We start from the raw sequence: 12,337 nt of genomic DNA, 5'->3' as shown, positions 1-12,337 counted from the left end.
AGATCAGCCAACAACATAAGTATCTGCGATTCTGGATTCCCGCCTTCGCGGGAATGAGCGGAGTGTGTGGAGGCGCCTTACCGTGCCTTACCCAGCGGTCGCCTTCTGCTTCTTCTCGTCCGCCGCCTTGCGGATCACGCCGGCCAGTTGCTCGGGAGCCTGCGCTCCCGACACCGCGAAGGCATTGTCGAAGATGAAAAACGGCACCCCCTGGATGCCGGCGGCTTTCGCCTGCTCAACGCGCTGCGACACGATCGCGAGATCGTCCTCCGACTCGAGTTTCCCTGCGATTTCGTCCGCGTCAAGTCCGACATCGGCGGCGGCCTTCGCCAGCACGGCCCGGTCGGACAGATCGGCGCCTTCGGAGAAATACAGCTCCATCAGCCGCTGCTTCATCTGCGGCGCCTTTCCGATCTGGTCGGCCCAGTGAATGAGGCGATGGCTGTCGGTCGTGTTGGGCTGCCGGCTCAGCTTGTCGATGGCGTAGACGAGGCCATCCTGTGCGGCTGCCACCGACACCCGCGTCGCAATCTCCTTGTAGCGTTCCGGCGAGCCGAATTTGGTGGTCAGATATTGCTCGCGCGAAATGCCTTCCGGCGGAATCCAGTCATTCAGGAAATAGGGATGGTAATGCACCTCCACCGGAATATCCGGATTGAGTGCGATCGCCTGTTCCAGCCGCTTCTTGCCGATGAAGCACCAGGGACAGACGATGTCGGAAACGACATCGACACGGACGGGACTGGTCATGGCGACCTCCAGCTCTACGACGCGCGACCCGCACCATGTAGGACGGACGCTACTCCGCCGCAACCGCAGCCGGGGTGATGCGCGCAAGCAGGCTTGCCCGGGTGTCGGTCGATCGCCATGCGGTCAGCGCAACGTCCGGTGCGACCGGCCGGCGTCGGCCACCCTGCAACATCGTATTGCGCAGCACGCTGACCAGCCGCTTCGCCACGATCTGCGCCTGACGCGGCGCGGTATCGGCGAACGCCACCAGGATCGATGCGTCGCGGTCGCGGCACGCAAAATCGGCGCCGCGCACCAGCTTCGAGACGAGCCGCGCAGCATCGTTCAGGGCACGCGGATCGACACTCGTCTCGAAGATCAGCCGGGCAACCGACAACCCGCCGCTGCGGCGGCTCGCGTCGCTCATGACGCGCTCCAGTTCATCCATGAACGCGCCCTCGCACATCAATCCCGTCACCGGATCGATCACGCCTTCCTTCACGAAGGCGTCGAGGGTGCGTCGCAGCCGCGCCTCGAAGGCATGCAGCCGCACCAGCGGCAAAATCCGCGATACCAGGCAGTCGGACTGGTAGGCGAATACGAGGTGCGGGAGCCTGCGAGCATCGATCCCGACTGGCTGTCCGATCACGCCCACCGGGAGGTCGCGAAAGCGTGAATCTTCCGCGATGACCGTGAGCAGCGCGTCGACATTGTGCGGATAGAATCCATCGCCGATCACGAGGCCGTCGGCATCGCGGGTTTTCAGATAGCGTGCGGCGGCCTCGATCGTGAGCACGCCGATCAGCCCGGTCCGTTCTCCGAGCGCGACCGACAGGCCCGGATAGGATCTGCCGCGGCCGGCGAGAATGACGGTCGCATCCTCGATCGGATCATTGGCCGGCGTTGAGGGCAGCGCGTGACCCGCGGACCGGGCGGCCTCCGCGCGGCGCAGCACGCTCGCATGCAAGGCGCGCACGCGCAGCACCGACGACAATCGTGCCGCGACCGCGCTGGGCGTGGAATGGTCGGGCATCGCCAGCGCTTCGCGATACGGCAGGACCGCGTTGCCGGTCGCGCATGCGACAACCGGCACCATCGGCGCGCGGCGTGTGATGGTGCGGGTCAGACTTTCGCCCAACACGCGATCATTGGCAGCATGAATGTCAGCGAGAATGATTGCGGCGGGATCGGCGGCAGCAATGGCGGCGCTTGCCCGTTCGCAGGACGCCTCGATCACCGGAAACGCTCCGGCTGCGGATACCGCTTCGATCAGGCCGGGAGCGCATTGCTCGGCGACGACGACGACCGGCCCCTGCAGTGACATGGATCCGTCCTTGTGATGCGACGGAAGTGATAGCGGGCGCCCATTAATGGGCTGTCAACGCGGCCGGCGCAATTCGTCAGGTCGTGTGATCACGGAATGCGGCCGGCAGCAGGGGATTCGATCCGCTCTCACGCAGCATCGCACGCATCGCAACGGGATCGTGGCTGTGCCCTGCGAGCCGGTGACCGGAGCGGGCATGCGGAAGTGCCGCCAGCACGCCATTGGCGTCCAGTCCGCGGACCAGGTGCTGCAACTGCTGGATCGCGAAGCCATAGCCGCCGACGCGGATCATGCCCGCGGGCGGGGCCGTCACGACGAGCGCGGCGCCATCATCGACGGCGCGGCAGGGATAGCCGGTATCGACAGGATCGTGAGCCGCGCCGGGGTCGCTCGAAGCTTCGGTACCATAGGGGTGGAACGATACGGCGGCGAGCGGGCCCCGGATTCCCAGAGTACCGCCGGGCATCATCGAGACCTGCGCACATTCCGAACCGCCATCCGCAATGGCCATCGGGCCGATCGGCCAGGGCAGGGTCCGGCCGTCCGGTGGGCGGCGTGCCGCCAGCATCGCCGTCTCGCCGAAAGCGACGGCATCGACCAGCGTGATTGCGCTCGTCCACGCTGCCGCATGCGCAAGCCGCTCCGGCGCGCGCCACACCGAGATCACGGCGCTGACATTGTCGAGCCAATCCGACGCGTCGAGCGCCGGCAGCATCGCGTCCGGGACCACCAGCATTGTGCAATGCTCGCGCATGATCTGCTCGCGCAGGATATCGGGATCAAACGGGTGGTGCAGCACAAGCGTGCCGCCGGTGAGCAGCCACGGCACCAGCGTGGTCGCGATCCCCGCGCAGGACGAGACCGGAAGGGTCGACAGCACGACGGCAGAGGCGGGCGCAATTGCGCCACGCTGCCTGATCAACCGGCCACCCGCCAGCAATTGCGCGGTGCTGCGGGCCATCGGAACGATGCCGTCGATGGTCGTATCGAACGTGATCACCGCAAAGGCGGCGGGGCGGTCGCCATGAAACAGGATCGTGTCCGGATGTTCCTCGTTCGCGGACAGAAGATCGTCGAGTGGCACCACCCCGTCGACGGCGCCGCATCCAAAGCCGCAGATCGCCCGGATCGGGAACAGTTCGGTCGCGATCTCGAGCGCCAGCCCGGCATGGTCGAAGCCGGACACGCGCCCGCAGGTTACGATCGCCCGTGCGCCCGCGGTCGAAAGTCCCGCCACGCAATCGGCGCGCCGGAACAGCAGTGGCAGCGGCGCTGCGATCATGCCCGCGCGCATGACGGCAAGCAGGGTCAGGATGCCGGCGGCGACATTCGGCATCTGGATGCCGACCACGCTGCCCGCGGCAAGGCCGATCTCCCGCAGCCGCGCGGCGATGGCCCCGACGGCGCGATCCGCTTCACGATACGTGAAGCGTCGTGGCGCCATACCCGTTACCGCCTCGCAATCCGGCGGGTCGACCAGTGCGAGCCTGTCGGGGCCTTTCGTTGCGTGCGCCTTCAGGATCGCATCCAGCGGCGGGAGCGGGCCGGGCGCCGGACTCATGTGCCGGGCTTCCGCCACCAGGATTCCGGCATATAGCCAAAAAGCGGAGTGCGCTGCGGATGTTCGACGCGCGTCCAGCGGGCGACCCATTGATCGGGCAGGTGAAACAGCGGCACGACATAGAAGCCCGAGATCAGCACCCGGTCGAGCGCACGAACCGCCGATTCAAACACGTCCCGGTCGCGCGCGACCAAAAGCTGCGCGATCATCGCATCGATGGCCTTGCTCTTGGCGCCCATGTAATTGCGCGTGCCATCCACGTCGGCCGAAGCCGACCCCCAGTAGAAACTTTGCTCGTTGCCGGGCGACAGCGACTGGTCCCAGCGATACGGCACCATATCGTAATCATAGGTGAGTCGCCGCCGGTCGAACTGCACCGCATCGACGCTCCGGATGATTGCCTTGATGCCCGCGCGCTTGAGGTCGCGCGCATAGGCGAGCGCGATGCGCTCCTGATCGCGGGTGGTTACGAGGATTTCGAAGCTCAGCGCCTCATGGGTGTCGCGATGACGCAGAACCGTGCCCTCGAGTTCGTAGCCGGCATCCGAAAGCAGCGCGAGCGCCCGCTTGAGCACATCGCGGTCGCGCCCCGAGCCGTCAGATCTGGACGGAGCATAGCGGCCCTCGAGCACGTCTTCGCGCAGCGCGTCCGGAAAGGCCGCGAGCCAGGACCGCTCGCGCGCGTCTGCCGGTCGTCCGACCGACGACAGGTCGGAGCCCTCGAAATAGCTTGCGGTGCGCCTCTGAAGCCCGAAGAAGAAATTCTTGTTGACCCATTCGAAGTCGAACAGCGAGGCTAGCGCCTCGCGCACCCGGATGTCGGCGAAGATCGCGCGCCTCGTGTTGAACGCAAATCCGCTCATGCCGACCGGCGTGCCGTTGTGAAAGGTCTCCTTGACGTAGCGCCCGGCCCGGAATGCGGGTGTATCGTATCCGGTCTGCCAGCGCGTGACGTCGTTCTCGGCGCGAACGTCGTACAAACCCTTCTTGAAGGCTTCGAACAATGCGTTTTCGTCGCGGTAGAAGTCGAACCGAATCTCGTCGAAATTCCACAGGCCCCGGTTGATCGGCAGGTCGGCGCCCCAATAATCCGGATTGCGGACAAACGTGGCGCTGCGTCCCGCATCCACCGACTTGACGATATAGGGCCCGCTGGCCACGAGCGGCGTGAAGGTGGTCTCCTCGAAATGCGCAACGTCTGTCGCGTGCTTCGGCAGGACCGGCATCAGTCCGAGGATCAGCGGCAATTCCCGGTCCGCGTTGCCGGACAGGTCAAAGCGGACCGAGTGCGGACCGACAATCTCCGCGCGCGCGACCTTCGCATAATAGGAGCGGTGATTGGGGCGGCCCTTGTCGCGCAGAAGCTGCCAAGTGAAGATGACATCCTCCGGCGTCACCGGCTTGCCGTCGGAGAAGCGCGCGCGCGGGTTGAGGTTGAAGGTGACGTAGGTCCGCTTGTCGTCGGTCTCGACGCTCTCCGCAAGAAGACCGTAGAGCGTGAACGGTTCGTCGTAGCCGCGCGCCATCAGGCCTTCGATCACGTAGCCGCGGATGTTGGGCACTGGCAGGCCCCGGACCACCAGCGGATTGACCGTGTCGAAGGTTCCCGGCACGCCCACGGTCAGGCGCCCGCCCTTCGGCGCATCGGGATTCACATAGGGCATCGCGGAAAAATCGGCCGGCAGTTTCGGCGCGCCATGCATGGCAATCGCATGCTGCGCGCCGGCCAATGCGGGTGCTGCAGAACCGACGAGCCACGAAACGGCCGCGGCCACGAGTGCGATCCCGAAGCGGCCGCGAAACCAGGACAGGGTCAAGACTTTCACCGCTCGGTGATCCGATTCGTTCGCATCAGCAATCATGGCTGCGCGATATATGGGTTGCCATCGCTGTTGATGCGATGCGTGCCCGATATCATCATTTTTGGTCTTCAAGCTTTATTGTGAGGGCGTTTTCGGCTATCAGGCCCGTGCCCGGCGTCACGCTGTCGCCTTTTTTGGCGTTGAGACAGCGGTTTGGCGGCCGACGAGCCCACCGCCGTTTGGCACGGCGAAAACGAGGAACAGTAGGATCATGACGTATCGGTCTGCGTCCGCACCGGCCCGTCCGGTGGCCCGGACGCTCGCAATCTTTGCCGCGGTCGCTTTGGTTTCGGTTGCAGGACTGGTCGCGGCTTCCGCGCAGGCCCCGCAGAAGGCCAGTCCGAAGGGCCAGCAGAAGGGCGGTGCGCCAGCGACGCCCCCGGCCGCGCAGGCACCGGCGGCATCCGGCCAGCAGGAGCAGGCGATTCCGCCGCTGATCTACTCCAACTGGACGAAGATCTGCGGCAAGGGTCCCGAACAGGGGGCCAAGCAGATTTGCCAGACTGGCAAGGATGGGCGACTCGAATCTGGCATGCCGGTCGTAGCGGCGATCCTCATGGAGATGGAAGGGGAGGGCAAGAAGGTCCTGCAGATCATGCTGCCGCCCGGCGTCTACCTGCCCAAAGGAACCCGGGTGGTAATCGATCGCGACGAACCTTCCGCTATCATCGGTACCTTCCTCACCTGCGCCAATGGCGGCTGCATCGCGCATCTGGAGACCACCGCCGAAATCGTTCAGAAGCTCAAGAAGGGCCAGACCCTTTATGTGCAGGCCTATAACATGGCGCAAAGCGTCATGACCCTTTCGCTGCCGCTCAACGATTTCGCCAAGGCCTATGACGGTCCGGCCACCGATCCGAAGGAACTGGAGCAGAAGAACAAGAAGCTTCAGGATGAGCTGCAGCGCCGGGCGAACGAGCAGCGTCAGAAGCTTGAGGGCGGCAAGACCCAATAGCGCTGCGGCACGTGCGGCATATGGGGGGCGTGCCGAAGGGCGCGCCCTTTCTGTTCCGCCGCCTCCGGACCGGTCCGTTGCTTCTGGACCGATTGACGCAGCCCGAAGTGCCTGGGCGAAACGTCATGCTTTGGCCTTGTTTGGGCGACCGGACAATGAATGGTAAGGGCATCCGGCAGGCTGCAGCCCGATGCAAACGACGAGGAAGCGACATGACCCATTTCAGATCGCCATCGCCTCTGCGCAGTCTGATACCTGCCATCGTCATCCTTGCGATCGCTGGCGTCGCGACCGCCGAAGCGCAGCAAAAGCCTGCGCAAAAGGCGGCCCCGAAGGGCCAGCAGCCTGCCAAGCCGGACGCCGCCAAGCCTGCCGCTGCCGAAACGCCGCCCTTGGTCTATTCGTACTGGACCAAGCTCTGCTCGAAGAGTGCGGAAACCGGCGGCAAGACTCTGTGCCGCACCGGCAGGGACGGACGTCTGGAGGGCGGTGCTCCGATGGTCGGTGCCGTTCTCATGGAGGCGGAGGGCGAACCGCGAAAGATACTCCAGATCATGCTTCCGCTCGGGATTCTCTTGCCGCGCGGCACACGCGTGCTGGTCGACAATGACGAGCAGGGCGCGATGGTCCTGCCGATCATCGTGTGCGCCGGTGGCGGCTGCATGGCACAGGGCGAAGCCAGTGCGGAACTGGTTGCGAAGCTCAAGAAGGGCCAGAACCTGTATGTTCAGGCCTACAACATGCAGCAATCGGTGTTCACGCTGGCGGTACCGCTCGCGGATTTCGCGAAGGCATATGACGGGGCGCCGACCGATCCGAAAGAGGTCGAGCAGCGCAACAAGAAGCTGCAGGAAGAACTTGAAAAGCGCGCGAAGGAGCGGGCGCAACAGGGCAAGCCGCAATAGCGGTGGCCGGTTTTCGCCCGCAGGCCGATCAGTTCACCCGCAAGTCTCGCGGCCGGTATGCGCCGCTGCGGTCCTTCACGAACATTTCCCTGACCTGCGGATGGCGGATCGGATCGGAGGAATGGTCGGCGAGCAAGTTCTGCTCGGAGACATAGGCGACGTATTCGGTCTCCGCGTTCTCCGCGAACAGGTGATAAAAGGGCTGGTCCTTGTGCGGTCGCACCTCGGCCGGAATCGACAGCCACCATTCCTCGGTGTTGTTGAAGGTCGGATCGATGTCGAAGATCACGCCCCGGAACGGAAATATCCGGTGCTTCACCACCTGCCCGATACAGAATTTCGCTATGCGCGGTTCAGTCATGCTCATGCCGCCATCATAGGAACAGCGCCGCCTCGCGTCACCCCCCGGACCGGAACCGGACGCTCTTCGTGGCCGGTAGATGGCTCCGAGGCGACCTAGAGGCCGTAGCGCGCCGCAAGGTGCGGATCCTTGGTGGCGACCAGCCTGGCCAGATCGACCACCACCTTGGCCTGTTTCCAGGTTGCATCGTCCTGCATCTTGCCGTCGATCATGACCGCGCCGGTGCCGTCCGGCATCGCATCCAGAATCCGTTTCGCGAAGGCAACCTCATCGGGGTCGGGCGAGAAGACCCGCTTGGCGATCGCGACCTGGGTCGGATGCAGCGACCACGCCCCCGCACAACCCATCAGGAACGCATTGCGAAACTGCACCTCGCAGCCGTCCTGATCGGAAAAATCTCCGAACGGACCATAGAACGGCTTGATCCCGGCCGCGGCACAGGCGTCGACCATCTTGCCGAGCGTGTAGTGCCAGAGGTCCTGCTGGAACGCTGCACGTGATCCGCCGCCGGCTGCGGCATCCGCGAGCACCTTGTATTCCGGATGACCGCCGCCGACCCGCGTGGTCTTCATCGCGCGCGAGGCAGCAAGGTCGGCGGGACCGAGGCTGATTCCCTGCATGCGCGGCGATGAGGTCGCGATCGCCTCCACATTCATGACGCCTTCAGCGGTTTCCAGGATGGCATGGATGAGGATCGGCCGGGTCACCGCGTGCCGCGCCTCAAGCTGCGCCAGCAGCTGGTCGAGATAGTGGATGTCCCACGGCCCGTCGACCTTGGGCAGCATGATGACGTCGAGCTTGTTGCCGATCGCCGCGACCAGTTCGGTAATGTCGTCCAGTACCCAGGGCGAGTTGAGCGCGTTGATGCGGGTCCAGAGCCCGGTCGCCCCAAAATCGGTCGCCTTCGCCATGGCGATGAAGCCGTCGCGCGCCGCTTTCTTGGCGTCGGCGGGGATCGCATCTTCAAGATTGCCGAGCACCACGTCGACCTCGCGCGCCAGCTGCGGGACCTTGGCGGTCACTTTCTCGATGTGCGGTGGTACGAAATGGATCATCCGTTCGAGCCGGACCGGCAATTCACGCGTCGGGGCAGGGGCGCCGGCAGCGAGCGGCTTGAAGAAGTTGCGGGGCAGCTTCATGGCAACGGCCTCGGGAGAAACGGCTTTGGTGCAACAGCGGTCGGGCTATGCGGCACGCGCGGTGGAAAGTGCAGCGCAACATGATCTAGAACACGCTCGCCCGCCCGCCAAGCCGCACTTTCGGGCACAACCGGCGCCGTCCCTGCGGCGAGCGGCAGTTCGGGATCGACCCCTTCGGCATGATCGACGTCCTCAATCTGGCGCTTCCGTATTTCGGGCTGATCTTTCTCGGCTATGCCTGCGGCCGCCTGAAGCAGATTCCCGATACCGGGCTCGCATGGATGAATTTCTTCATCGTCTATGTGGCGCTGCCCTGCCTGTTCTACCGGATCGTGGCCAAGACCCCGTTTGAAGAACTGGCCAACGTTTCCTTCGTGGCGGCGACCAGCCTTTCGACCACGGCTGCTTTCTTCATTGCGTTCGGCATCGCAAAGCTCGGCCATCGCACCACGCCGGAAGCGACGATCGCCGGCCTTGCCGGAGGTTACGGCAATATCGGCTATATGGGGCCGGGTCTGGCGCTCTCTACGCTCGGGCCGCAGGCGGCGGCGCCGGTCGCGCTGATCTTCTGCTTCGACAGCATCATCCTGTTTTCCCTGGTGCCGTTCCTGATGGAAATCGGCGGGGGCGAGCCCCGCGGATTCTGGCGTTCGGTTGTCTTTGTCAGTCGCCGCATCGCCCTGCATCCCTTCATCATCGCGACCCTGCTCGGGGCGGTTTCCGCGGCGCTGCATGTCGAGCCACCGGTTGCGCTCGACCGCCTCATGCAGTTCCTGCAGAATGCCGCGGCCCCGTGCGCGCTGTTCGTGCTCGGGGTCACGGTTGCGCTGCGGCCCCTGCCACGGCTCGCCTGGGATGTCCCGGCCATCGTTCCGGTGAAGCTCCTGCTGCACCCCCTGATCGTGTTTTTCGTGCTGGCCTGGTTCGGTCCCTTCAGCGCATCCTGGACCTATGCGGCCGTGCTGATGGCGGCGCTTCCGCCGGCGCTTAATGTATTCGTGCTGGCGCGCCAATATGACGTCTGGGTGGAGGAGGCATCCGGCTCGATCCTGATCGGCACGCTGGTGTCGGTGCTCACGCTGACGAGCGTGATGTGGCTCGTGCAGTCCGGACGGTTGCCGGTAACACCGTTTTAACCGCGCTCATTCGGACCTATCGAAGCGCCACCGGGCAGGCACATGCGGAGGAAGTTCATGCAGCCGCTCTCCGGGATCAGGATCGTCGACCTGACCAACCTGCTGCCGGGTCCGCTGGCGACACTGATGCTGGCGGAGGCCGGCGCCGAGGTGATCAAGATCGAGCGCCCCGGCGGTGACGACTTGCGCCGCTATGCCCCGAACTGGCAGGGCACCGGCGCCGCCTTCAGCCTGCTCAACCGGGGCAAGACCATACGTACCCTCGACCTGAAGACGCGGGAGGGCGTTCGCGCTCTTCATCAATTGCTTGAGGACAGCGATGTTCTTGTCGAGCAATTCAGGCCAAATACCATGGAAAAGCTCGGGTTTGGCTTCGATTCGGTATCGTCCCTGAATCCCCGGCTGATCTATTGCTCGATCTCCGGTTACGGCCAGCAGGGGCCGCGTGCCGGCGAAGCCGGGCATGACCTCAATTACATTTCCAGCACCGGGCTTCTGTCCCTGCAGCCCGGGCCGCCGGACCGCCCGGTCATTCCCCCAGCGCTGATCGCGGACATCGCGGGCGGCAGCTTTCCGGCGGTGATCAACATCCTGCTCGCCCTGCGCCAGCGCGACCGGACCGGCACGGGCTGCCATCTCGATATCGCCATGTCGGACGCGATGTTTACCTTCGCGTGGCGGGCGCTGTCGGGCTATTGGGCGACCGGAGCGATGGCGCGGTCAGGGCAGCGCGAACTGACGGGGTCTGCGGCCCGCTACCGGCTCTATCCCGCCAAGGATGGCGGAATAATCGCCTGTGCGGCAATCGAGGAGCATTTCTGGCAGCGCTTTGTCGCGCTGATTGGTCTCGGCGAGGCACTGGCCGATGACAGCCGCGATCCGGACGCGACGATCGAGGCGGTCGCCGCCATTCTCGCCAGTCGTGGTGCCAGTGAATGGGAGCCGCTCTTCGCGGAGGCCGATTGCTGTGTCACCATCGTGCGTTCGCTGGAAGAGGCGCTGGGCGACCCGCATTTCATCGCACGCGGTCTGTTCGCGCGTCGGGTCGGTGGCGCCGCGGGCGGAACGCTGCCGGCGCTGCCGGTTCCGATTGATCCGCAATTCCGCGAGCCAGCCGGCACGGGATGAGCGTTGTCAACGGAGCCAGAGGGCCTCGCCGCGCATCAGCCGCGGCTGAGCCAGCCGTGGCATCACGCCTTCGCGCATCATCGTGCGCCGCAGCGGGCCGATGGTGTTGAGGAGATGCAGGCCCATGCCGCGCAGCCCCTGCATCGGCAGGAAGCCTGACAGCAGCGAGCGGTTCATCAGGTCGACCGCCATGGTGCGGCTCAGGATATCGGCTCGGCGCTCGCGATCATATCGGGCGATGGGTTCCGGTGCGCCCGGATCGTGGCGATGATCCGATGCGATCTCCGCGATCGCCGCGGCGTCGCGCAAGCCGAGATTGAGGCCCTGCGCGCCGATCGGCGGAAAGCGGTGAGCCGCTTCGCCTACGAGCGCGATGCGCTGCGCGGCAAAGCGGCGTGCCGTTTCCATCACCAGCGGAAACGCGCCGTATCCGGGCTCGGCGCTGATCCTGCCGAGGATCGAATGCGAACGCTGCTCGAGCTCGCGGTCCAGCGCCTCGCCGGTCAGGGATCGGATTTGGTCTGCCTGCGCCGGCGAGACCACGCACACGATACTCGAGCGCTGGCCAGGCAGGGGAACGAGGGTGAACGGACCCTGCTCGGCATGGAATTCGGTCGAGATATCGCGGTGCGGGCGGCGATGCGAGACGTTGTAGGTCAGTGCGACCTGCGGGTAGCCATGGCTCTGCACGTCGATTCCGGCTGCCGCCCGGCACAGGGAATTCTTTCCATCGGCGCCGATCGCCAGCCTTGCTTCAATGATCGTCCCGCCCCCGGTGCGAACCGTGACGGCATCGGGTTCGACCTCGACCGCGATTGCGGTGTCACGGATGCGGTCGAGTCTTGGCATGGCAGCGGCGCGCGTTTCCAGCGCCGCGACCAGATGCCGGTTCTCGATATTCCAGGCGAAGGCGTCGAGCCCGATCTCGCGGGCCTCGAACCGCGCTTCCGGTGCGCGCCACAGGCGCTGCGTCGCATCGATGATGCGAAGCGCCGTAAAGGGCGCGGCCTGCGCGCTGCATTTTTCCCAGGCGCCCAGCGTTTCAAGCGCCGCGACCGAACTTGCGAGCAGCGCGGTCGTGCGATTGTCGGCGGGCGGCGCATGCGCCACCAGCGCGACGGTGAGCCCGGCGGACGCAAGCGCGATCGCGGCCGTCAGTCCGGCGGGGCCTCCGCCGACAACGACGACATCCGCCTTCGATGGTGCCGGCGCGATCATGGGCAGTCTCATAGCGCAG

Annotated in this window: 11 protein-coding genes; 4 read left to right on the top strand and 7 right to left on the bottom strand. The window is 65.3% G+C overall.

Annotated features, from left to right (window positions below; genetic code table 11):
- Nucleotides 1-87: 87 nt before the first annotated feature.
- The 4 genes from AB7F49_RS22180 to AB7F49_RS22165 form a co-directional block, all read right to left on the bottom strand.
- Nucleotides 88-750 carry a DsbA family oxidoreductase gene (locus AB7F49_RS22180; RefSeq protein WP_428526361.1) on the bottom strand — a complete coding sequence of 221 codons (663 nt, stop codon included), beginning with the start codon at nucleotides 748-750 and terminating at the stop codon, nucleotides 88-90.
- Between the two features lie 49 nt (nucleotides 751-799).
- A complete protein-coding gene (locus tag AB7F49_RS22175) occupies nucleotides 800-2,053 on the bottom strand; it encodes a GGDEF domain-containing protein (RefSeq protein ID WP_428526359.1) in 1,254 nt (417 codons plus the stop codon).
- A gap of 76 nt (nucleotides 2,054-2,129) precedes the next feature.
- On the bottom strand, nucleotides 2,130-3,614 hold the full coding sequence (locus AB7F49_RS22170) for an AMP-binding protein (RefSeq protein ID WP_428526357.1): 1,485 nt from the start codon (nucleotides 3,612-3,614) through the stop codon (nucleotides 2,130-2,132).
- Nucleotides 3,611-5,476, bottom strand: coding sequence for an extracellular solute-binding protein (locus AB7F49_RS22165; RefSeq protein ID WP_428526355.1), 1,866 nt, complete (start codon nucleotides 5,474-5,476; stop codon nucleotides 3,611-3,613). The genes AB7F49_RS22170 and AB7F49_RS22165 overlap by 4 nt, the downstream gene beginning before the upstream one ends.
- Before the next feature lie 211 nt (nucleotides 5,477-5,687).
- Between AB7F49_RS22165 and AB7F49_RS22160 the strand changes: the two genes are divergently transcribed.
- On the top strand, nucleotides 5,688-6,431 hold the full coding sequence (locus tag AB7F49_RS22160; protein ID WP_428526353.1) for an invasion associated locus B family protein: 744 nt from the start codon (nucleotides 5,688-5,690) through the stop codon (nucleotides 6,429-6,431).
- Nucleotides 6,432-6,643: 212 nt separating this feature from the next.
- Complete coding sequence (locus tag AB7F49_RS22155) at nucleotides 6,644-7,336, top strand: invasion associated locus B family protein (protein WP_428526351.1); 693 nt, start codon at nucleotides 6,644-6,646, stop codon at nucleotides 7,334-7,336.
- Nucleotides 7,337-7,364: 28 nt separating this feature from the next.
- Here AB7F49_RS22155 and hspQ read toward each other — a convergent pair whose 3' ends face one another.
- Nucleotides 7,365-7,697: a heat shock protein HspQ gene (gene hspQ, locus AB7F49_RS22150; RefSeq protein WP_428526384.1), complete on the bottom strand. Its 333-nt coding sequence runs from the start codon at nucleotides 7,695-7,697 to the stop codon at nucleotides 7,365-7,367.
- A gap of 95 nt (nucleotides 7,698-7,792) precedes the next feature.
- Nucleotides 7,793-8,836 carry an HpcH/HpaI aldolase/citrate lyase family protein gene (locus AB7F49_RS22145; RefSeq protein ID WP_428526350.1) on the bottom strand — a complete coding sequence of 348 codons (1,044 nt, stop codon included), beginning with the start codon at nucleotides 8,834-8,836 and terminating at the stop codon, nucleotides 7,793-7,795.
- 179 nt (nucleotides 8,837-9,015) lie between these two features.
- Between AB7F49_RS22145 and AB7F49_RS22140 the strand changes: the two genes are divergently transcribed.
- The gene (locus tag AB7F49_RS22140) at nucleotides 9,016-9,972 is read left to right on the top strand and encodes an AEC family transporter (RefSeq protein ID WP_428526348.1); all 957 of its coding nucleotides are present in this window, start codon (nucleotides 9,016-9,018) and stop codon (nucleotides 9,970-9,972) included.
- A gap of 57 nt (nucleotides 9,973-10,029) precedes the next feature.
- Nucleotides 10,030-11,100, top strand: coding sequence for a CaiB/BaiF CoA transferase family protein (locus tag AB7F49_RS22135; RefSeq protein ID WP_428526346.1), 1,071 nt, complete (start codon nucleotides 10,030-10,032; stop codon nucleotides 11,098-11,100).
- Nucleotides 11,101-11,106: 6 nt separating this feature from the next.
- Here AB7F49_RS22135 and AB7F49_RS22130 read toward each other — a convergent pair whose 3' ends face one another.
- Nucleotides 11,107-12,318 (bottom strand): UbiH/UbiF family hydroxylase, encoded by a 1,212-nt coding sequence (locus tag AB7F49_RS22130; protein WP_428526344.1) that lies wholly within the window; start codon nucleotides 12,316-12,318, stop codon nucleotides 11,107-11,109.
- Between the last annotated feature and the right edge of the window lie 19 nt (nucleotides 12,319-12,337).

This window comes from Pseudorhodoplanes sp., assembly GCF_050250235.1.
Classification (GTDB): domain Bacteria; phylum Pseudomonadota; class Alphaproteobacteria; order Rhizobiales; family Xanthobacteraceae; genus Pseudorhodoplanes.
The sequence above is the reverse complement of the archived record's forward strand: the minus strand, read 5'-3'. Positions and strand labels throughout refer to the sequence as shown.